Source organism: Corynebacterium afermentans subsp. lipophilum, assembly GCF_030408375.1.
Lineage (GTDB): Bacteria > Actinomycetota > Actinomycetes > Mycobacteriales > Mycobacteriaceae > Corynebacterium > Corynebacterium lipophilum.
Window position 1 is genome coordinate 2,272,068 of the sequence record NZ_CP046530.1, and the last position, 19,850, is coordinate 2,291,917.

The following is a 19,850-nucleotide window of genomic DNA, read 5'->3' on the forward strand; positions in this document are numbered from 1 at the left end:
CTCCCCGCGCCCACCCCTTGGGCGTCGATAGGCTTCGGCGCCGAACTAGCAGATCTTTTGGGCACCGGTTTCGTAAGATCTGACATCCCGGACAGGGGTCCAGATTTAAAGCTGCAGGCCACAGACTTATGCGCGGTTTCGCATGTTAACTGTTACGAGCCGGGCGAAGGCAACCCCGCAAGGCGGCCGCAACCGCTACAGTCGCAAACATGCGGCTCTACACCATCGGCTACAGCAAAAAGACCGCGGAGGAGTTCTTCGACATCCTGCGGGACAACGGCGTGACCCAGGTCGTGGATATCCGGCGGCACAACACGAACCAGCTCGCCGGGTTTACCAAGCAGTCGGACCTGCCGTGGTTCCTCGACACCATCGCGGGCATCGGCTACTCCCACGAACTCGCGCTCGCGCCGAGCGAGGACCTCATGCGCGCGTACCGCAAGGAGGGCCTGCCGTTCGACGAGTTTGCGAAGAAGCTGCGCGCCGAGTTCGCCGAGCGCGAGATGCCCAAGCTTATCGACGGCTCCGCTCTCCTCTGCTCAGAGCCCGACCCCGCCGAATGCCACCGCTCCGTGGCCGCTGAGTACCTAGCCGAGCAGGGCGACGTTGAGGTCGTGCACCTCTAGGTTCTAGCCAGCGAACATCTGCCAGACGGCCACGCACATGATTACGATGCCCAGCACGAACACGAACCAGGTTTCCGGCTTGTTGGCGTAGCGCTGGTAGTCCTTGGCGTAGCGGAACAACAGCATCGGCACGATGTACACCAAGAATGTGATGAACACGCCGCCGACCACGGAGATCAGGTCCAGGATCGACGGGTTGACAATGCCGGCGATCACCGTGGTGACGAAGATGAACACGTAGATGCCCCAGCGCAGCTTCTTCGGGTCCAGCCGCTCTGCGGCACCCGGCGCGACGGCGCGCACCAGGTAGGTGGTGCCTTCCTCGGCGCCCATGACGTGGCCGAAGTAGGACGAGGCGATCGCGCACAGCGCGACGATCGGGGAAAGGACGGCCAAAAACGGCGTGTCGGTCTCGTTGGCCAGGTAGGACAGCACGGGGATGTTCTGCTCGCGGGCGGCGTCCATGCCGTCGGCGCCGAGTGCCAGGGTGCAGGACCACACGAAGAACATGGTGAATACCACCAGCAGCGCGGTGGTGATGAGCTCGGTCTTCGCCACGGCCTTCTTGGTGGACTCCAGGTCATCCGGGTACTTCTTCTGCACGTCCAGGGCGAACTGGGACATCGCCGGCATGTGGTTGAAGGAGAACACGAACACCGGCAGGATCAGCAGCATCGCCTTCCAGAACGGCACGTCGGACTCGTAGGAGCGGAAGCTGGCCAGGTCCCACTGGGGGATGAGGTAGAACGACACCGCGGCCAGCGCGATGATTAGGGGGTAGACCAGCAGGTTGGCAAAGGCCAGGGTGGCCTTCTTGCCTAGGGCGTAGGCGCCGGTGAGCACGCCGACGCACAGGAGGGCCATGAGCCAGCGCGGCACTTCGGGGCCGTTGAGCTGGTTGACCACGAAGCTGTCCATCGTGTTGGTGATGCTCACGCCGTAGATGAGCACGATGGGGTAGATGGACAGCCAGTACATCAGGCCCGTCATCAGGCCGCGGTTGCGGCCGGCGAGCGCGGTGACCACTTGCAGCACGTCCAGGCCCTTGACCGGGGAGGCGGCCACGATGCGGGCGTAGGTGCGGTGGGAGAAAAACACCATCGGGCCGATGAAGAGGGTGATCAGCAGCAGTGGGGCGAAGCCGAAGCTGCCGGCGTCGATGGGAAGGAACAGGATGCCGGCGCCGACAGCGGTGCCGAACAGGGTGATAGCCCAGGACAGGGTGCCACCATCGGGAACGGCGCCGGACCGGTTTTCCTCCACCTGCCGCTTGTCGGCGACGGTGAGGTGTTCCAAATTGAACTCTTTGCCCGCAGTGGTCAAAGGTACTCCTTAACACGTGAGTGGTATAAGCCACACGAATGATAAGGCAACGCGACGCGCAGCGATAACCGGGGAGCTAGGCGCGTTGAGCCCACTCCACAACCGGGTCGAGGAGTGTCAGGTCCACACGGTCCGTGTCTCGGCCGCAGCTGTCCACCATCGCCTGTTCGTTTTCGGTGCGCTGGCGCTTGAGCCGCAGCGCGCGCACAAGCGTTTTCATCGTCCACCGGTGGGCGGTGGTCAGCTCCGAGTAGTTCAGCCTGCCGGGCAGGTAAAAGCGGGTCACTTGCCCGGCGCGGTCACCGAGGAGGGCGCCGGAAGCGTCGTCGTGCCTTGCGACGTCGACAGGCGTCATGCCCACCGTGACCAAAGCCAACGGACGGTCAATCGCTGGCAGTGATTTGATGAAGCGCACGCCCGGATGCGAGGGGCCGTGGACGGGAGAGAGGACGACGACGGGGCCGCCGGTGGCGTCGAGGGCGGCGGGCAGCTCGCGCGCGACGGTGCCGAGGCGGCTGGCCAGGGCCTCGGCGTACTGGCGGGTGGAGCCGTAGAACGTGGTGTAGAAGACGCAGGTCATAGCCTTATTTTACGGCAAATAGACCCGCGCGCCTCCGCGAACCTACATCTGAGGCAGGAACGGGCGCAGCTGATCCACAAGCCACTGGAGCGCGCCGCCCGCCCCGGCGAGCACTGCCGCGAGCAGGCCAAGCACGCCCACCAGCACGCCGCCGGCGAAAGCGCCGATGCTGCTGCCCACGTTGGAGGAGCCGTCGGAAGAACCGTCCTGAGCCTCCGCCGGCTTCGGCTCTGCGGTGACGGTGGTCGGCACTGCCACGGTGGTGGTGGCGGTGGTCGGCGTTCCGGACACGGTGCTGGTGACGGTGGTCGGCACCGAAACGGTGGTCGTCACCGGAGCAGCGGGAGCGGCCGTGGTGGTCGGCGCGGTCGTCGGGGCCGGGGCCTTGCCGCGGGCGGTCAGCCACTGGTCCGGGCCGATCGGGTGGTCCACCATGCGGATCTCGCCAATGTTGCCGAACCAGCCGTCGACCTTGTCGTTGTCCCAGGCGGAGGTGCCCAGAAGCCACTTGTCGCCGTTGCCGCCCATGCCCAGCGGGCCGTAGCCGTCGCGCAGGATCGGGGAGCCGTCCACGTACATGGTCACGGACTTGTCTGCCGGGTCGTTGACCACGGCGATGTGCATCCACTTGCCCTTCGGCACCTCGTGGGTCCAGTTGGAAAAGCCCTCGCCGTTTTCGCCGTAGGAGTACCAGCGCAGCTCGCGCAGGCTGGACACGCCGAGCATCTGGATCGGGTCGCCGTCCTCGTTTTCCGGGTGGGTGATGGTGCCGGAGGCGTCGCGGATCAGGGCGTTGGACCACTTGTTGTTGTCGGCGTTCCAGTCCTCGTCGAGTTTGAGGAAGGCCTCCACGGTGTAGCCGTCCTTGAACTCTTGCGAGTTGATGTCGGCGCCGGTGGCGGTTTCGAACCAGGCGGTGGAGTGCTTGAACTTCGGGTCCTTCCAGCGCAGGGAGCCGCGGTCCGAAGACAGCGGGTGCTTGTCGTCGGAGAAGGTCACCGCGTCGGCGCCTGCCGCGATGCGGTGGCGTGCGCGGGTCATGTCGTCGCCGCCAGCGACGTCGGGGATGACGGCGCCGGCGGGGGCGGCTTCGCCGTCGTTAAGCAATGTGCCCTCGACCTTCGTCTGGCCGGGGCGCCAGTGCACCACGGTGCCGTCCACGTAGGCGTAGTCTTGCTCGTCCTTCGGCTTGTCCTTCTCTGTGACCTCGTAGGCCTTGTAGCCGTCGGTGATGGTCTGCTTTAGCGCCTCGTTGTAGTCCGGGTCGTTCGCGTCGCCGGCCGTAAACGAGGGCGCGAACCCCTTGAAACGCTCCGCGAAGTCGAAATCGATGGTGTAGGAGTCGCCCTCGCCCTCCATGATCAGGTGGTCGAAGGAGTTGAGCTGCTCGTACTTCTTGGACTTCACCCACGGCGAGTACGCGAGCATCTCGAGCTGGTTGTTGGTCAGGTCGAACTGCAGCTGGCCCATCAGGCCGTTGCCGCCCAGGTAGGCCATCTGGTAGTCCTGCAGGATGTTGATCACGTCGTGACCAGCGTCGTTCTTCTCCACGTGGTAGCCCGCACCGTGGTGGTGGCCGGCGATGGTGAGGAAGATCTGGTCGTTCTTACGGATCAGCGTGTCCCAGAGGTGCTCGCCGTACTCCTTTGTGAAGTAGGTGGAGCCGTCGCCGTTGATGCCAGAGATCTCGTGCGCGGTGAGGATCACGGGCAGCTCCGGGTGCTCGTCGATGACCTGCTGCGCCCACTCCAGCGTTTCGTCGTTGGCGCGGAAACCGAGCGCGAGCACCAGGTACTTCTGCCCCTCGGCTTCAAAGATGTGGTACTCCGAGTCGACGCTTTGGCCCGGGAAGGCGTAGCCGTCACCGCCGTTGTGGATCTCAGTGGAGGCGGTGCGGCCCATGTAGGTGGAGTTCTTCTTCGCGCGCTCCTCCGGGAAGTACTCGGTGAAGGCGGATTTCCCGTCGAACATGGTCAGGTCGTGGTTGCCCGGCAGCACGGAGTAGTTCACTCCGGCATCCTCGAGCGTTTTCATCGCGCGGTCCGCGATGTCCCAGCTGGCGCGGTCTTCCGGCTGGTCCACCACGTCGCCCAGGTGGGTGACAAACTGCGTGCCCAGCTTCTTGTGGTTTTCAGCCAGGAACTCGGTCTGCGCATCAAACGGGTTGGTGCCGTAGCGGTCGCCGAAGATGTCACCGGCGGCCTCGGTGCCGTAACGAGCGTAGAACTGGGTGTCCGGCATGACGCCGAGGGTGAAGCGGGAGGCGAGATCCTCCGCGTTAGCGACGGGAACTGGGGTGAGCAGGGCAAGGGCAGTAATCGCGGCGACGTGCTTGCGCATGGCGGTCCTTCGTTTCGCAGGGTTGGTAGGCAGTTGGAAACGTAGCGCCCTCAGGTTTCGCTGCGGTGAAATTCAGGTGAAACTTAAGCTTATCGACGTTTTGCTCCGCCCTTGCCCTGCTCAACACAAAGCCCGCCGCCCCGGACATGCCGGGCCGGCGGGCTGTGTAGCGCCCTAGGAACTAGGAACGCGCGTCGACGTGCGGGAGCACGGCCAGCGGTGAGAGATCCGTCAGGGACGCGATGCCGCGCTCCTCGTCGCGGAACCATGCGCGGACGTTGTTGATGAAGCCCTTCATGGCTCACCTCCTTTCGTTACCAGGGGAAGGTTGTTAACCTCCCGTTCATGTCGCGGTAACTCTAGGTTCGCGTAAATAGTTTGTCAACACCAACGATTGGCGCGCGTCCACGAAAAAGGACCCTGGCGCGTGCCAGAGCCCTTCGGAAACTAGGGATGAGCTAGAGGAACGGGTAAGGATCCCATCCGGTGAAGTACTCGATGCGCTCGCGGGCGATAAGCAGGATCGCGGCGATAACGGCAACGAACACGATGGCCAGGAAGATCCACCCCAGCACGCGGCGGCCGCCTTGCGGAGCGGAGCCGTCGCTGGCGGGGGAGAGGAAGTGGATGCTCAGGGCGTACAGGGCCGGCAGTCCGGCGCCGAGCAGGATGCCGACGGCGACTACGGAGAAGAGCGATTTCAGCAGTTCAAGCATGCGGGTTGTCCTTTCCGGCTAGCCGCGCGGGTGGTGGTCGTGGGTGACAGCGGTCGATCCCGGCGCGCTGAGGCCACGGGAGGTGTCCACAAAGTCTGCGGGTTCGCCGGAGTCGTGCTGGGTGGACGCGCTCTTGCGGGCGTCGCCGGTGGTGTGCGCCGGCGACTTGGAGTCGCCGTCCCAGTCGTCGTTGACGTTATCCTTGTGCACCGGCTTTTGGGATGCCTGCCAGAACATGTAGCCGCCGCCGAGGAGGATGATCAGCGCCAGGGTGATGCCGCCCCACACGAGGTCGCCGCCGAGCTCAGCAGCCCAGTGGCCGATCCACCACGTGACAAAGGAGACGAACGCGGCGATGGGCAGGGTGGTGATCCAGGCCAGGGCCATGCGGCCAGCCACGCCCCAGCGGACCTCGCCCTTCGGGCCAGTCAAGCCGGAGCCGAGGATGGAGCCGGTGGCCACGTGGGTAGTGGACAGCGCCATGCCCAGGTGGGAAGAGGTGAGGATGATAGCGGCGGAGGAGGTCTCCGCGGCCAAGCCCTGCGGCGGGTGGATCTCCACCAAGCCCTTGCCCAGGGTGCGGATCACGCGGAAGCCGCCGGTGTAGGTGCCGATAGCAATGGCGAGAGCACACGCCAGCTGGATCCAGAACGGCATCGGGTGGTCCGAGCCGAACTGGCCGGCGGCCACCATGGCCAGAAAGATCACGCCCATGGTCTTCTGGGCGTCGGAGGTGCCGTGGGCGAGCGCCACCAGCGAGGCGGTGCCGACCTGGCCCCAGCGGAAGTAGTTGTCGCGGTGCTCCTTGTCGGAGTTGGCGGTGAGCTTGTACACCAGCCATGTGCCAATCGCGGCGATCAGCCCGGCAACGAAGGGGGCGAACAGTGCCGGGACAATGATCTTGTCCAGCACGCCCTGCCACACCACGCCGTCGAAGCCGATAGCGGCGATGGCCGCGCCAATCAGGCCGCCGAACAGGGCGTGGGAGGACGAGGACGGGATGCCGAACAGCCAGGTGAACAGGTTCCACATGATGCCGCCAGCCAGGCCGGCGAACACCACAAGCAGGAGGCGTTCGGAGTCGAGGGTGTCGTTGAGGTCGAAAAGATCGAGCTTCACAATGCCGCTCGCGACCGTCTTGGCCACGGCAACGGAGAGGAAGGCGCCGATCAGGTTGAGTACACCGGCCAGTGCCACAGCGACCTTGGGCTTGAGCGCGCCGGTGGCGATGGAGGTGGCCATCGCGTTGGCAGTGTCATGGAAACCGTTAGTGAAGTCGAAGAACAGGGCAACGACAATGATTAATACGAGGAGGATAGTGATGCTCACGCGGGAGATTATGCGCCTGCCGTAGCACAAACGAGACGTTCAGAAGCTAAAGTTCGCGCAAAGTTCACCTGCGCGTCACCGCCCTACCCAACGAAGATGTTGCGCACCGCCACGCCCATAATCACCAGACCCACCACCAGCACGAAGATGGTGTCCGGGCGGCGGGCGTAGTGCTTGAACGCCGTGGCCTTGTAAAACAGCAACGACGGCATGATGTACACCAAAAACGCCACGAACACGCCGCCGACCACGGAGATCATGTCCAGAATCGACGGGTTCAACACGGCGACGATCACCGCGGTGACAAAGACGAAGATGTTCACGGCGAGGCGAAGCGTGGACGTCGATACGCGAGCCGCGAGGTTCGGCGCCACACTGCGCACCAGGTACGCAGTGCCCTCCTCCGTGCCGAGCAGGTGGCCGAAGTAGGAGGTGATGATCGCCGCGATGGCGATGACCGGGCTGATCCAGGCCATAAACGGCGCGTTGGTCTCATTAGCCAGGTACGACAGCACCGGCACGTTCGCCTCGCGTGCGGCGTCCATCCCGTCGGCGCCCAGCGACAGGGCGCACGACCACACGAAGAACATAGTGAAGGTGACCAGCATCGCGGCGGTGATCATCTCCACCTTGGACACCTCGCGCTCTGTGGCGGCGACGTCGCCGTCCGTCTTCTTCTGCACATCCAGCGCGAACTGGCTCAGCGCCGCCATGTGACTGAAGGAAAACACCAGCACCGGAAGGATCAGCAGCAGGCCCTGCCACACCGAATAGGAAGATTCGTAGTCGCGGAAGCTGGCGAAGTCCCAGCTCGGGATCAGGTTGAACGACACCGCCGCCAGCGCGATGATCAGCGGATACACCAAAACGTTGGCCAGCCACAGAGTGAGTTTCTTGCCAAATGCGTACGCGCCCGTCATCAGGCCTGCCGAGGCCGTGGCCAGCATCCACCGGCTCACCTCCGGGCCGCCGAGCTGGTTCACAATGAAACTGTCCAGCGTGTTAGTGATGGAGATGGCGTAGATCAGCACCGTGGGATAAATGCCCAGCCAGTACACCAGCGCGGAGGCTAACCCGCGCTTGCGGCCGGTCAGCGCCGTGATCACCTGCAGCACGTCCAGCCCCTTCACCGGGGAGGCGGAGACGATGCGCGCGTAGGTGCGGTGGGAGAAAAACACCATCGGGCCGATCAAAAGCGTGGCAATCACCAGCGGCCAAAACCCGAAGCTGCCTGCGTTGATGGGCAGAAACAGGATGCCGGCGCCCACGCCGGTGCCGAACAGCGTGATCACCCAGCGCATGAACGAGCCGTCCGGTTCGTCGCCCTCGCGCTGCTCCTTGATCTGCTCGATATCGGCGTCCGAAAGGTTCTCCCGGTCGAACTCTTGGCGCGAGAGCTCGAGATGCTCGTCGCTGTGTTGCTCAGGTAGCTGGGCGTCAGTCATGGTGATCTAGGTTACGCGTGGTGCTGTTGGGAGCGGTGTTTTGCATTCGCCTATCGACGTTCCTCCGGCCGCGCCCGATGTCGCAGTGTCGGCTGCGGTTCCCGGCGCAACCACGCCAGCAGCGCCGCCGAGCGCGCAGATGGTGAAAGGCTAATGGTGAAAATCCGAATATTTTCGCGGATTCACCATCCTCCATTCACCATCTGTGTAGTTCACCGGTTGATCGGGAGGATCTGCGGTACCCCCACCGAACATCCAGTTGTTTGCCAGGTTTTGGTGATCTAGATTTTTAAATCGTCACCCTTTGGCCTGTGTCCCGAGAGGATCGCACCACCATGTCCCGTTCCCGCATCGCAACCGCCACGCTCGCCTGCGCGCTCGCCGTCAGCACTGTTCAAGTCCCCGTCGCTGAGGCGCAGTCGTCGGGGAGTTCTACCACCACCGTCGACCAGCAAGGATTCGACAAAGCGACCGCAAAGTGGCAGTCGCTTTTTAGCGACGCATCCGCCTCCCTCCAACAGGCCGAACGCGACGCCAAAGCAGCGAAGGCGCAGCGCGACGCTGCGAACGCCGCCGTGCGAAACGCGGAGGCAGCAGTCGGGGAGGCGGAGGCTGCGCTGACCGCGGCTGAAGCTGAGCTCGCGTGGGCGCAGGCCGCGGACCAGGACGCGCTGGCGGCGGCGGTGGAGTCCGCCAGGGAGCGCCTGATCGAGGCGGAGCAGAGTGTCGAGGACGCGTACGAGCTTTCCGCCGCCGAGCAGATGACCCTCGACGAGGCCGAGGACTACGTCGCCGAAGCCGAAGCTGAGCTGGCGCAGGTCAACGCGCAGCGCCCGACTCTGGCGCAGTACACCACCACCGAAACCAACACCGCAGCTGTCGTGCTGGGTGTGCTGGCCGCGCTGGCGGTCGTGGGCATCGGCGTGGTGGCGTTGGCGCCGCGCCTCGGCATCGAGCTGCCCTGGCAGTAGCGGCTCAGACCCAGCGGCAACTGCCAAACTTATCGACGGCTAAAGTTGTCCCACGCCCGGTACGTGTCCTGCAGATTGAGCCACAGCTCTGCCGAGGTACCAAGCGCTGCCCCGACCAGCTCGGCGGACTCCCGCGTAAGCTCCCGCTCGCCCGAGATGAGCTCTTCAACGAAGCGCGTCGGCCGTCCCATGATCGCGGTGAAATCTGCTTCGCTCCAACCGCGTTCTTCCAGTTCCTCCGCGAGGAAATCTCCTACTGGGAACGCTTCTGCCAAGGGTTGAGTAGCCATTGTTCACCTCCGTCAGTGGTCGACCATTTCAATAACAACTGCGATGCGTCCATCTTCGCTAGTTTCAAATCGAATAACAGGGCGATATTGCTTATTCAGCCGTATTGATGAAGTCCCTAAACGGTCTCCCCGTGGCTGCTCCAAGTGCAATGACTTCATTCTCCGCAAATCTCGTTCATCGTGAGCAGTTTGGAGAATCTGAATTTTACGCCGGTAGGACCACGTAAGTTCAGGGCTCCAACGCTTTGAACGAAAATCGGGGTCTTCTGCCAGGCGCGCGAGCACAGCCCCTCACGTGCTCATTGCAGTGGACATCCGCCAATCGACGCACCAAAGGTTGCCACCCTCAAACAGTTGGTCCGCACCCAGTTGTCCGCAATGCGGAGTCCGCAAGGGCGGAAGCCCTCGAGCAGGTGGCGGATTTCTATAAATGAGCTGTTATAAGAGATACCTAAATCACACAACTTATCTGTTTCGCTGCAGGTGAGAGCGCCGTTATAGTGTCACGCGCAAATCCGATAGCAGGGAGGTGTTAGGTGGCCATTAGCGCCCTAGTGACCCTTATGGGCGTGTGGTTCGCGGCGATGGCCTCGCCGGGTCCAGACGTAATGCAAATCATTCGCTTAGGTGCGCACTCTACGCGCGCAGCCGTGTGGGCGGCACTGGGTAGTACCGCCGGCCTTACCATCTGGACCGTGGCCTCCTTGGCGGGGCTGTCCGCATTGATCACTGCGCACCCTGGCATCCTCGTGGCACTGCAGATTGTTGGTGGCTGTTACCTGCTATGGATGGCGTATACCGCAATTACCGACGGCATCAAAGAGCGCCGCGCGCCCGCAACTGTAGTGGGTACCGAAACCCGCGCCCCGCAGCCGCGCGGGTTTACACCGGACGGCATCATCAAGGCGGCCACCGCTTTTCGCATGGGATTTATCTGCAATCTTTCGAACCCCAAGGTGGTCATTTTCTTCGGCGCCATCTTTGCCAATTTCATCGATCCCGGCATGGGCATCAGTGCCAACCTCATGGTGGGTGCCGTATTGATTCTGGAAAGCCTCGTGCTCTTAGTGGGTGTGGCTTTGGCTACCCGCGCGGTTGCGAAGTGGATGGCTAAGAACTCCGCCTGGGTGGATATTTTCAGCGGTGTGGTCTTCCTTCTGCTGGGTGTGATTATCCTTTTTGAGGGCTTACGTTCTCTTTGAGAGCTTTTCACTTTCAACAAGGTCGCACAACTACGCCAGAAGGATTGAACTCGTCGAGCAAAGATGACGAGGCCGTCGTCTTCCAGCCTGTCCAGAGTATTTAGGGCAGTGCCTACGAGGGCGACTACCAAACTTATGCAGTTATCTTCGGTGGTTGCTCACGAACGCCAAACTTATCGACGGCTAAAGCGGTGCCCGGCACAGACCCCCTCACGCCGGTTGCGACCCCCAGCCCGCCAGCCGGTGCGCCCCCACTACCTCCTCCACGGCGTACACCATGTCCCGAAGGGCACCGTACCCGGCGAGTTTCGCCTCGAGGTCCACGATCACCTGCAGGCCATCGACCCACATCTCCATAACCACGCGCGGTTCCGCCGTCCCCGGCGCAAACAACGGCAGCGGGAAGTACGCTGAGCCGGAGTCTTTACCGATTTCGCTGCCATCCACCTCGCTGCATTTGTAGTTCAGGCCCATCTCCGCCAGGCCGTCGCCAGCCAATTCAGCGCTAGGTTCCGGGAACTCAACCTCCCGGATTTCCACCCGCATCGCGCGATCCGCTTCGCCTGCGTGGGAGAGAGGTTGTCAGCGCTCTTTGAAAAGTAGCCCAAAACGCTCCCCGAAAAGTAGCCCATCCGAAAAAGATTGGACGGGTGATTTCTTTGGAACAATGGGCACAGATCCGGTACCTGCGTGGGCAGGGTTTATCGATACGCAAGATCGCCAACGAGGTTGGCTGCGCGAAGAAGACTGTCGAGCGAGCACTCGCTTCGGATTCACCTCCGAAATACCCGCCGCGTCGGGCTAAAACCACAAGTTTCGATGCCTTTGAACCACAAGTACGAGCGCTGCTGGCTGAAACTCCACGTCTTAACGCAAAAGTCATCGGACAACGCGTTGGGTGGACTGGGTCAGAATCGTGGCTGCGCAAAAACGTTGCCCGGATCCGACCCGAGTATCTTCCCGCAGACCCCGTGGACACGCTCACCCATCTTCCCGGACGTGAAATCCAGTGCGACCTGACGTTTGCCGCCGGCGGGTTGCCCGATGCAAATGGTGTGCACCGGCCATTGCCGGTGCTGGTGATGGCGGCATCGCATTCCCGATTCGCCGCCGCCTGTCTGCTTCCGACTCGTAGAACGGATGACCTGATCGCTGGGATGTGGCAGCTCATCGAGCGTGACTTCAAAGCCGTGCCCGACCGGCTGGTATGGGACCGCGAAGCGGGCATCGGTAAGGCCCGTCTGTGTGAGCCAGTCGCTGCGTTCGCCGGTGCAATTGGCACCAAGATCGTCCAAGCCCCGCCGCGAGATCCGGAATCGAAAGGCATCGTTGAACGCACCAACGGCTATATGAAGCGCTCCTTTTTCCCAGGCCGGCACTTCAGCAACCCGCAGGACGTGCAAGACCAGCTCGATGAATGGTTTAGCACCGTGGCCAATACCCGCACCCACGCCACGTTGAAAACCCGCCCGATCGATCTGTTTCACACCGACCAACAGTCCATGCGTCCACTTCCGCCGTATACCCCAACGATCGGGATCCGTCCTGCGGTACGTCTGCCACGCAACTACTACATCACCGTCGATACCAACCAATACAGCGTCGACCCCACCTTCATCGACAGGCTCGTAACCGTGCGCACCTGCCTAGAAGAAATCACTGTCACAGGACCATCCGGCGAAATCGCCGCCTGCCACCGGCGCTACTGGGGCAAACACCACGTCATCACCGACCCCGCCCACCAACACGCCGCACGACGCATGCGACAGCTCATCACCGGAGCCCAACAACACACCCACACACCAGACAACGACGTAGAGGTAGCCGACTTGGCCATCTACGACTCAATCGCCTAGCCCCAAAGAAGATTGGATTCGACTATGCCCCACACACACGCCCACGACACCCAAGCAACGATTGCGCACCTGTCACAGACGCTGAAAGCCCCACGTATCAACACCGTCTACGCCACCATTGCCGAACAAGCGCGCGCAGAATCGTTTACCTACGAGGAATACCTCGCCGCGGTACTTTCAGTAGAAGCCACCGCACGCGCTGAATCCGGAGCACGCCAACGCGTTAAACGAGCCGGCTTTCCAGCAGTCAAAACCATCGCCGATTTCGACTTCTCCGCCCAACCCGGCATCGACCGCGCTGACATCGCCCGACTAGAAACCGGAGCCTGGGTCGCAACCGCTGAAAACGTCGTCCTTCTAGGCCCACCAGGCACCGGAAAAACACACCTCGCCACAGCCCTAGGCATAACCGCTGCTCAGCAAGGCTACCGAGTACTGTTCGACACCGCCGCAGGATGGATCAACACACTCACCGAGGCACACAACACCGGACGACTCGAATCCGTACTCAAACGCCTAAACAGATACCACCTGCTGATCATCGACGAACTCGGATACATCCCCGTTGAAGCAGACGCAGCAAACCTCTTCTTCCAACTCGTCTCACGCCGATACGAACACGGATCCATCATCGTCACATCCAACCTGGCCTTTTCCCAATGGGCCCAATGCTTCGGAGACATAACCGTCGCAACTGCCATGGTCGACCGCATCGTCCACCACGCAAAAATCTTCCAACACCGAGGAGTAAGCCACCGCATCAAAGGACGCGAACTCACTACACCACAAGCAAATCAGGCACAATAACTACGACCACACTGGGCTACTTTTCAAAGAGCGCCAGTGGGCTACATTTCGAAGATCACTCACAGAGGTTTCGGCAACACGCTGGAGATGGTGTCGCAAAACGGCCCCATCATGTCCAGACGGCCGGCGTCGGCGCATTCTCGGGCGGAGATCGCGAGCCCGTATACGCCTGCAAACCGCGGTTCCTGCGCGAGCGCCTCCCCGCCGATCTCCACCATCAACCTGGCCGCCGAACCCGCTGATTCGACGGTTGTCGCTTGCCGCATCAGCAGCAGCGGCAAGCCAGCCATCAAGACGATGCCTGCGAGGCTCTCAGCCACCTCACCTGCTTCCGGCTGCTTCCGGCTGCTTCATACTGACCCGCCGACACTTTCTAGCTGCCCGATTCAGTCCGGCAACAACCGCTTGCCCAAGCTCCCGCCCGGAAGCGTCAATCTCACCGAAACGGTTCGCAACAATTACCCGGCCCCCAACGTGCGTTCCCGCCGCCTTGGCCCCAATTTTCCAAGTTTTCATCCCCATGCCCGGCAGCCTACGTCGCACCCTGCGCGAGCACAGCCCCTCACGTGCTCATTTCAGTGGACATCCGCCTATCGACGCACCAAAGGTTGCCAACCGCAAACAGTTGGTGCGTCCCCACTTGTCCGCAATGCGGAGTAGTTGTTAGAGCCAGTCTGCGCCCATGTCATCGAGGTCGACCAATGGCGGCCCACCGCAGTCGTACGCAGGTAGCTCATCCGCAGCATTTGACCCCGCCGATTCCCCAGACCGCCCCAGTGCCTGACGGAGGTCGTTCTTTTCAGCCGCCACCTTGGCTGCCTCGAGAATGTCCGAGAAGAGATTGATGGGGGTGCTCATGCCGAAGAGACTATTAAGCGTCAACGCTTCAGGCAATAGCTCCATGTCCAGCAGTTTCAAAACTTGGCGGCCTCAAACAGTTGGTGCGTACCCACTTGTCCGCAATGTGGAGTCCGCAAGGGGCAACGCTCAAAATCACCCCAGCTCGTCAGCTCTATGCACGACGGGTTCAAGGTCGTACCCGAGCACGGCAAGAACGTCGATCACCTTGCCAATCTCGGCCGTCGGCTTACCGTGCTCCAGCTCCCGAAGGAACCGGTCCGACACGTCGGCAAGCTCGGCGACCTCCAGTTGGGTCAGCCTCCGCTCCTTACGCTGGGCGCGCACAAAGCTGCCGAGTGCCTCTATGTCCACGTGTCTCGTCCCCTCGCTGACCGTATGCTGTTACGGAACGTTCGCACCGAATCTGTTCCTATAGGCCGTGAGGTTAGCGCAAAACAGCGCATTTCGGTGTGTTCGCTCCGACTTGGAGGCACGCGCCCTCAATTTCAGATCGGCACGTTCGTTCCGCCAAAGGCAAGCTCGCAGGGTGGTCTCGGCCGCATACACGCAGCGATCTGCCTATCTACGCACCGGCTTAGCCCAGCGGCGCGTAGCCAAAGTCACCGCGCTGCACCTGACTGCGCGCATTCGGGTCGAAGGTTGCGCACAGGGCTGCCGCCACGTAGCGCACACCGCCTGCCGGCGAAGAGGAGCCGACGCGCTCGGCGCAGTTCTCCAGGGCTGGCAGGCCGATACTCTCCCCGGGCGAAGTCATGGAGAAGAAGGACGCGGCCATCATGGTGTTGCCATCGGCGCGCACGTATTCCGAAGAGCCCTTAATAGCTTGCCAAGCAATCGCCCCGACGGGATCGGTGCGGAACTGGTCCCGCTCAGTTGGGGTCAGCTCGGCGTTAGCAGCAGGCACGGACAGTGTTGTGATGAGTAGTGCTGCTGTTGCAGCAAGGAGAGGAAACTTTTTCATAGGAAAACTCTATCTCCCGCGCCACAGTTTTTCTCGGCATTGCCGACCCCGGCTTAACTGATGGCGCTGCGCAACTGTCGAATCTCGGCAGGCCCCACACGGCGCAATGCGGAGTCCGCAAGGGCTGACGCATCGGCGACCTCCGCCACCTCAAGCTGAGTCAGCTTGAGTTTCGGATTACGCTCAACTGCATGGGTTCGCCAAAGACGCTGCAGCTTTTCATGATGGACGGCACCGCTGACGGGCCGATCAAGGCCTCGATTAGAAATTGGGTCGGCCGGGTCTATTCAATCCCGCGCACCGAGCTCAATTCCGAAGAACTCCGAGGGCGTCCGGAGCTGAACCACCCCGCGGTGTATTTCCTTGTCGGCACGAACCCGGATACGGACAAGCCGCGCATTTACATCGGCCAAACCGCGCCCCGCCAGAACGGCGTCGCATTCGCTAGGGCCGCCGAGCATTCACGCAGCGCGGACAAAGACTTTTTCAACCGCATCATCTACGTGGTTGTGGTTGACGATTCCTGGGGCGCCACCGAGATCACGTTCCTGGAAAACGCGTTCCACCAGCGCGCTATTAAGGCGGACCGTTACGAAGTCGCCAACGGCAACACCCCGTCAGCTGGCAGTGTCAGCGAAGAGACCCAAGCGGAGCTGGACGAGTTTATTGAGAACACCAACCTCATCATCAGTGCTCTGGGCGTTTCCGCATTTCAGCCGAAGGCAACTTCGTCGAAAGCTCGCACCTCGACCAACACAGCTGCAGCCCCGGCGCGCCCGAGCGATGACGAGGAACCGGTCTTCGAACTCACCGTTCTCAGCCAAGGTGTTCAGGGCCTGGGCCAGCGCACCGCTTCCGGCTTCCTCGTCCTGGAGGGATCTACGTTGCGCCCGGAGCTGCGTCCCAGCGCCCCGCGAGGGGTCCACGCCACCCGGGAACGCTACGCGGACCAGATCCAAGACAACACGCTGACCTCAGACTTGGAGTTCACCAGCCCGTCCGCCGCAGCGGCGTTCCTGGTGGGCGGTGCCGCAAATGGCAGAACGATGTGGCACCTGCAGGATGAACCGTCCACCACGCTCGCAGCCTGGGAAGACCGCGAGGGTGGCGAAGCCGATCGGCTCAATTAAGGTCAGCTCCCGGGCACGGCACCGCGTACGCTTTCCAAAAGTCGGCGAAAGGCCCAGAACGACCGCATATTGCCAACCCGCTGCAGGCCGTTAAAACCCAGTTCCAAATTTGCGGATCCCTTTACCATCTAGGTCATGAACTATATGGTCTCGCCCGTTTGGCGAGCTTTGATTCTCGAAAACTTAAATGCCAGCAGAATGATCCAGGATGGCCTACAGCGTCTCTGCTGCGTTAACGTCGAGGAGATTTTCGGGCTAAGGCCCGTTGAGTGGGTCAGCCCGCTTTACCTCGGTCTGTTGGATTTCACCGCAGGCCTGGAGCGTTTAGCCAAAATCACCCTCAGCATCTCTGGACTGCTCCATGGGGATTCTTTCACTCCGGTTCGGAGATACGGTCACAAGATATCTAAACTGTTGGATGCTGTAGAAGCTATTCAGCTCCCTACTGGATTCAGCTGCGAGTTTTCTGCTCGACCGACTATTAGCCAAGAGTCAAAGTTATTGGAGCTCATCGACAGATTCTCTGTTGGAGCGGGGCGGTATGAAAATATCGATTTTCTTACGGTGCCGGATAGAACTCCTGAACTCTACGATGCGTGGTGCGAAATCGTACGAAACGAGCCCGTCCCAGAATTTGTCGAAGACCTAATCACTCTCCGGAAGGTCATCGCCGAACAGACGCTCGACGCAGCAAATTCGGGCGATTTCCCAATTGATCTGGAAACCATAATCTTCAACTGGACCGAGTTGGAGGATGCCCGCCCAGTTTTCGCACCGTCCTCTGCGGTGGCTGTTCAACTCTCTATTTTGACTCGCTGGGTGGCGGATGCGCAGGAGAGAATCAACCTTGCACTATTCCGTGCTAAACCAAGCACCACCGTTAAGATCCCCTATCTTTACGAAGCAACCGCCAACCTGCGGCTAAGCCCAGAGCACTTTTTCGAGCACGTGGTTATGGAGTACAGCAGCGCTGACGATCTTATTGAAGCGATAGGTATTTAGAACTCGAGAATCCAGAGGAAGAATCTTTTCAATCGAAACCGCCTTTTCCAATAGATCGTGATGCCACCCTAACCCTCCGGCAGCAGCTCCGACCGCTCGCCGACCGTGGTCACTACCAGCGCGTCGCGGGCGCGCGAGGCCGCCACGTAGAGCAGTGAGCGTTCCCGCTGCAGAGCTGCGCGGGCGTCCTCCTCGGAGAGGTTCTTCAGACGGAAGCGCAGCGGCATGATCTCCTTGCCCACGCCCATGAGGACCACGTGGGTGAACTCCATGCCCTTGGCGCCGTGCATGGTCATCACACTGACCTGCTCGTGGGAGGCCAGTTCGGCGTTCTTGGTCTGCACGGCGTCGATGCCGTGGTCTGCAAGACCGGAGACCACGCGGGAAAGCTGCCCTCGGGTGCGGCACATCACGCCGACGCGCACTTCCTTGTGCACGCCTTCCTCGGCCGCACGCTCGGCTTCCTCCAGCCACACGTTGATCAAGCCAGCGGCTACGGCAAATTCTTCGTCCTCGGACGCCGCGGTCACGATCATCGGCGCTGGGCCGGACCTCGCGGAGCGGTACTTCCCAACGGAATCCTTATCACCCTCCGCGTCCAGGAACTCCATGTCACCGCCGACCAGGATCCGCAGCGCGTAATCCAGGTTCTCCTTCGTGGTGCGGTAGTTCAGCGTCAGGCGCTGGGATGCTCGCCCGCGGGTGGAGATGCCGAAGTGCGACAGGGTCAGCGGATGGCCGTAGATGCGCTGGTGGGAGTCCTCGGCCAAGAACACGTCGTTAGGCCCATGCGCCGCACACGCGCGCAAAAACCGCCAGTGCCCGGCGTTGAAGTCCTGGGCCTCGTCGACCACCACGTGGTCGAACAGCGACCCGCCGCCGCGCTCGTAGCGCACGTTCAAAATCTCTGCGCCCACGGCGGACATGGTGGGCCAGAACAGCTGGCCATCGATGGCTTGGGTCTGCATCAACGACTCCAGCACGGCCCACACCTGCTTGCGCTGCTTGCGGTTCAGGGGCGTGCCGCGGCCGGTGCGCGCGACCTTCAGGTACTCCGCCAAAGACACAATCCCGTTGGCCAGCACCACGGTCTCGTACTCGGCCTGCAGGAACGCTTCGTTAGCAATCTCGCGCGGCAGCTCCTCCGGGGCGGACTCCACCGCGCCCTCCCACACCTGGCGCGCTGCCATGTCGGTGTACGGGCGCACGCGCGGGGCGGTGACGCCGAGCACGCGCCGGGTGGCCTCTTCCGTCTCCTCCACAGAGCCGAGGGAGACCACCTTGCGCACCACGGCGTCGATGTTGTCCACCCACACGCCGTCCTCGCCGGGCTCGTCTGCCTCCGGGTAGGAGGGATTCAACGCGTTGAGCTGTGACTTCAACCCCTGCGCCAGACCCTTCGTAAACGTGGTCAGCAGCACGCGCGGACCGGCCCCCGCAATATGCCCCGCGGCCAGGTTGTTCGCGCGGTGCACCGCCACCACCGTCTTACCGGTGCCCGCGCCGCCGAACACGCGCGCGGACCCGGAGTAGGAGTTTTCGGCCATACGGCGCTGCTCCGGGTGGATGTACACGCGCCATTGGTCGAAATTGCCAGACTCGATCACGCTGCGCAGGGACTCAGTCTCCACGTCGTCCACGTAGGCGAACTCCAGCTCCGCAGCCGCCTGCCGCAGACCCGCCAACAGGCGCGCGTCCTCGGACTCGGCAGCCTCCGCAGCCGAGACCTTGCGCAGCCCCAGCGACTCCCGCGTTTCCTCCACCGAGTACCCCGCCACCAGCGCGAGCACCGCTTCGTGCTCCCACTTCGGCCGGGGCGCAAGCAGCGCGTCCAGCCCGTCCTCGGACTCGAGTGCGAGCACCTGCTCAGTCAGCGCGGGATCAATGCCCAGCGCGTCCCACAGCATCGAAGGCGTGAGCCCATCCAGCGCCTCACGAGGCGCGGGCGATGGCTTATCCGCGAGCTCCGTTTCAACCCCCTGCTGCGCCGCCAGCTCACGCGCGGCCTGGGCGGCAGCCTCCGCCTTCGCCTTCGAGTCCTCGACAGGCTGAGCACTCTCAACCGCGTCTTCTTTAATCAGCGTCGTAATACCGTTGATCGGGTTGACGTCCAAGCGCAGCCGCGCCGGGTCCAGCCGTTCCGCCTTGAGGTTGCCCTCGTCGTGCGAGTCTACGTCTACAAGCACGAAGTGGTGCGTGTCCTTGTCTTTGATCTCAAAGAGCACCGCGCGGAACTGGTCGTTGATGCGGCCGGTGCGCACACGCTTGTCCACGGCGTTGGACAGGGTCTTGATCTTCAGCGACGGGTTCGTCGGGTCCACCGAGAGCTTCTGCAGGAAGTTCATCGTCGGCTTCATCAACGCGCCGTCGAGGTCCAACCCGCTGTACAGGCTAAACGTCACCATGGTGTC

At 62.2% G+C, this 19,850-nt stretch carries 21 protein-coding genes; 7 read left to right on the plus strand and 14 right to left on the minus strand.

The genetic code is table 11. The features are described 5' to 3' along the window. Positions 1-209 precede the first annotated feature (209 nt). On the plus strand, positions 210-626 hold the full coding sequence (locus tag CAFEL_RS10825; protein WP_194561087.1) for a DUF488 domain-containing protein: 417 nt from the start codon (positions 210-212) through the stop codon (positions 624-626). A gap of 3 nt (positions 627-629) precedes the next feature. Here the strand turns inward: CAFEL_RS10825 and CAFEL_RS10830 are convergent, their stop codons facing one another. From CAFEL_RS10830 to CAFEL_RS10855, 6 genes are all read right to left on the minus strand, one after another. After that, entirely contained in the window at positions 630-1,949 is a 1,320-nt protein-coding gene (locus tag CAFEL_RS10830; RefSeq protein ID WP_194561086.1) for an amino acid permease, read from the minus strand. Between the two features lie 76 nt (positions 1,950-2,025). Further along, positions 2,026-2,529 carry a flavodoxin domain-containing protein gene (locus CAFEL_RS10835; protein ID WP_194561085.1) on the minus strand — a complete coding sequence of 168 codons (504 nt, stop codon included), beginning with the start codon at positions 2,527-2,529 and terminating at the stop codon, positions 2,026-2,028. Positions 2,530-2,571: 42 nt separating this feature from the next. Then, complete coding sequence (locus tag CAFEL_RS10840) at positions 2,572-4,869, minus strand: LamG-like jellyroll fold domain-containing protein (protein WP_194561084.1); 2,298 nt, start codon at positions 4,867-4,869, stop codon at positions 2,572-2,574. 458 nt (positions 4,870-5,327) lie between these two features. Continuing rightward, positions 5,328-5,585, minus strand: a complete 258-nt coding sequence (locus tag CAFEL_RS10845; RefSeq protein ID WP_181889353.1) for a hypothetical protein — start codon at positions 5,583-5,585, stop codon at positions 5,328-5,330. Between the two features lie 18 nt (positions 5,586-5,603). Next, positions 5,604-6,914 carry an inorganic phosphate transporter gene (locus tag CAFEL_RS10850; protein WP_194561083.1) on the minus strand — a complete coding sequence of 437 codons (1,311 nt, stop codon included), beginning with the start codon at positions 6,912-6,914 and terminating at the stop codon, positions 5,604-5,606. Positions 6,915-6,997: 83 nt separating this feature from the next. After that, positions 6,998-8,359, minus strand: coding sequence for an amino acid permease (locus tag CAFEL_RS10855; RefSeq protein WP_194561082.1), 1,362 nt, complete (start codon positions 8,357-8,359; stop codon positions 6,998-7,000). Positions 8,360-8,694: 335 nt separating this feature from the next. On the opposite strand from CAFEL_RS10855, the gene CAFEL_RS10860 reads away from it, so the two are divergent. After that, a complete protein-coding gene (locus CAFEL_RS10860) occupies positions 8,695-9,330 on the plus strand; it encodes a hypothetical protein (RefSeq protein ID WP_194561081.1) in 636 nt (211 codons plus the stop codon). 29 nt (positions 9,331-9,359) lie between these two features. On the opposite strand, the gene CAFEL_RS10865 is transcribed toward CAFEL_RS10860, so the two are convergent. Then, positions 9,360-9,620, minus strand: a complete 261-nt coding sequence (locus CAFEL_RS10865; RefSeq protein ID WP_194561080.1) for a helix-turn-helix transcriptional regulator — start codon at positions 9,618-9,620, stop codon at positions 9,360-9,362. Positions 9,621-9,632: 12 nt separating this feature from the next. Then, complete coding sequence (locus CAFEL_RS10870) at positions 9,633-9,905, minus strand: type II toxin-antitoxin system RelE/ParE family toxin (protein ID WP_194561079.1); 273 nt, start codon at positions 9,903-9,905, stop codon at positions 9,633-9,635. A 299-nt stretch (positions 9,906-10,204) separates the two neighbouring features. Between CAFEL_RS10870 and CAFEL_RS10875 the strand changes: the two genes are divergently transcribed. Further along, entirely contained in the window at positions 10,205-10,822 is a 618-nt protein-coding gene (locus tag CAFEL_RS10875) for a LysE family translocator (RefSeq protein ID WP_267238694.1), read from the plus strand. Between the two features lie 210 nt (positions 10,823-11,032). Here CAFEL_RS10875 and CAFEL_RS10880 read toward each other — a convergent pair whose 3' ends face one another. Then, a complete protein-coding gene (locus CAFEL_RS10880) occupies positions 11,033-11,368 on the minus strand; it encodes a hypothetical protein (protein ID WP_194561077.1) in 336 nt (111 codons plus the stop codon). Positions 11,369-11,472: 104 nt separating this feature from the next. On the opposite strand from CAFEL_RS10880, the gene istA reads away from it, so the two are divergent. Both istA and istB read left to right on the plus strand, forming a co-directional pair. Then, positions 11,473-12,678 (plus strand): IS21 family transposase, encoded by a 1,206-nt coding sequence (istA, locus tag CAFEL_RS10885; protein WP_194561164.1) that lies wholly within the window; start codon positions 11,473-11,475, stop codon positions 12,676-12,678. Positions 12,679-12,702: 24 nt separating this feature from the next. Further along, on the plus strand, positions 12,703-13,485 hold the full coding sequence (gene istB / locus CAFEL_RS10890; RefSeq protein WP_194561163.1) for an IS21-like element helper ATPase IstB: 783 nt from the start codon (positions 12,703-12,705) through the stop codon (positions 13,483-13,485). Between the two features lie 59 nt (positions 13,486-13,544). Here istB and CAFEL_RS10895 read toward each other — a convergent pair whose 3' ends face one another. The 4 genes from CAFEL_RS10895 to CAFEL_RS10910 all read right to left on the minus strand — a co-directional run bounded on the left by CAFEL_RS10895 (position 13,545) and on the right by CAFEL_RS10910 (position 15,307). Continuing rightward, positions 13,545-13,805: a hypothetical protein gene (locus CAFEL_RS10895; protein ID WP_194559872.1), complete on the minus strand. Its 261-nt coding sequence runs from the start codon at positions 13,803-13,805 to the stop codon at positions 13,545-13,547. A gap of 343 nt (positions 13,806-14,148) precedes the next feature. Then, the gene (locus CAFEL_RS10900; RefSeq protein WP_194559873.1) at positions 14,149-14,343 is read right to left on the minus strand and encodes a hypothetical protein; all 195 of its coding nucleotides are present in this window, start codon (positions 14,341-14,343) and stop codon (positions 14,149-14,151) included. A gap of 135 nt (positions 14,344-14,478) precedes the next feature. Then, complete coding sequence (locus CAFEL_RS10905; protein WP_290172052.1) at positions 14,479-14,697, minus strand: helix-turn-helix transcriptional regulator; 219 nt, start codon at positions 14,695-14,697, stop codon at positions 14,479-14,481. 223 nt (positions 14,698-14,920) lie between these two features. Beyond that, positions 14,921-15,307, minus strand: coding sequence for a hypothetical protein (locus CAFEL_RS10910; RefSeq protein ID WP_063937039.1), 387 nt, complete (start codon positions 15,305-15,307; stop codon positions 14,921-14,923). A 191-nt stretch (positions 15,308-15,498) separates the two neighbouring features. On the opposite strand from CAFEL_RS10910, the gene CAFEL_RS10915 reads away from it, so the two are divergent. Next, complete coding sequence (locus CAFEL_RS10915) at positions 15,499-16,437, plus strand: GIY-YIG nuclease family protein (protein ID WP_194559874.1); 939 nt, start codon at positions 15,499-15,501, stop codon at positions 16,435-16,437. Between the two features lie 135 nt (positions 16,438-16,572). Continuing rightward, positions 16,573-17,439, plus strand: a complete 867-nt coding sequence (locus CAFEL_RS10920) for a hypothetical protein (RefSeq protein WP_194559875.1) — start codon at positions 16,573-16,575, stop codon at positions 17,437-17,439. A 68-nt stretch (positions 17,440-17,507) separates the two neighbouring features. Here the strand turns inward: CAFEL_RS10920 and CAFEL_RS10925 are convergent, their stop codons facing one another. Next, complete coding sequence (locus tag CAFEL_RS10925; RefSeq protein ID WP_194559876.1) at positions 17,508-19,844, minus strand: 3'-5' exonuclease; 2,337 nt, start codon at positions 19,842-19,844, stop codon at positions 17,508-17,510. Positions 19,845-19,850 lie beyond the last annotated feature (6 nt).

What these genes read in the sequence shown, in the direction of transcription:
- CAFEL_RS10920 (WP_194559875.1), top strand. Translation starts at nt 16,573, where the DNA reads ATGAACTATATGGTCTCGCCCGTTTGGCGAGCTTTGATTCTCGAAAAC.
- CAFEL_RS10825 (WP_194561087.1), top strand. Translation starts at nt 210, where the DNA reads ATGCGGCTCTACACCATCGGCTACAGCAAAAAGACCGCGGAGGAGTTC.
- CAFEL_RS10900 (WP_194559873.1), bottom strand. Translation starts at nt 14,343, where the DNA reads ATGAGCACCCCCATCAATCTCTTCTCGGACATTCTCGAGGCAGCCAAG.
- CAFEL_RS10915 (WP_194559874.1), top strand. Translation starts at nt 15,499, where the DNA reads ATGGGTTCGCCAAAGACGCTGCAGCTTTTCATGATGGACGGCACCGCT.
- CAFEL_RS10840 (WP_194561084.1), bottom strand. Translation starts at nt 4,869, where the DNA reads ATGCGCAAGCACGTCGCCGCGATTACTGCCCTTGCCCTGCTCACCCCA.
- CAFEL_RS10835 (WP_194561085.1), bottom strand. Translation starts at nt 2,529, where the DNA reads ATGACCTGCGTCTTCTACACCACGTTCTACGGCTCCACCCGCCAGTAC.
- CAFEL_RS10875 (WP_267238694.1), top strand. Translation starts at nt 10,205, where the DNA reads ATGGCCTCGCCGGGTCCAGACGTAATGCAAATCATTCGCTTAGGTGCG.
- CAFEL_RS10880 (WP_194561077.1), bottom strand. Translation starts at nt 11,368, where the DNA reads ATGCGGGTGGAAATCCGGGAGGTTGAGTTCCCGGAACCTAGCGCTGAA.
- CAFEL_RS10910 (WP_063937039.1), bottom strand. Translation starts at nt 15,307, where the DNA reads ATGAAAAAGTTTCCTCTCCTTGCTGCAACAGCAGCACTACTCATCACA.
- CAFEL_RS10925 (WP_194559876.1), bottom strand. Translation starts at nt 19,844, where the DNA reads ATGGTGACGTTTAGCCTGTACAGCGGGTTGGACCTCGACGGCGCGTTG.
- CAFEL_RS10845 (WP_181889353.1), bottom strand. Translation starts at nt 5,585, where the DNA reads ATGCTTGAACTGCTGAAATCGCTCTTCTCCGTAGTCGCCGTCGGCATC.
- CAFEL_RS10855 (WP_194561082.1), bottom strand. Translation starts at nt 8,359, where the DNA reads ATGACTGACGCCCAGCTACCTGAGCAACACAGCGACGAGCATCTCGAG.
- CAFEL_RS10860 (WP_194561081.1), top strand. Translation starts at nt 8,695, where the DNA reads ATGTCCCGTTCCCGCATCGCAACCGCCACGCTCGCCTGCGCGCTCGCC.
- istB (WP_194561163.1), top strand. Translation starts at nt 12,703, where the DNA reads ATGCCCCACACACACGCCCACGACACCCAAGCAACGATTGCGCACCTG.
- CAFEL_RS10865 (WP_194561080.1), bottom strand. Translation starts at nt 9,620, where the DNA reads ATGGCTACTCAACCCTTGGCAGAAGCGTTCCCAGTAGGAGATTTCCTC.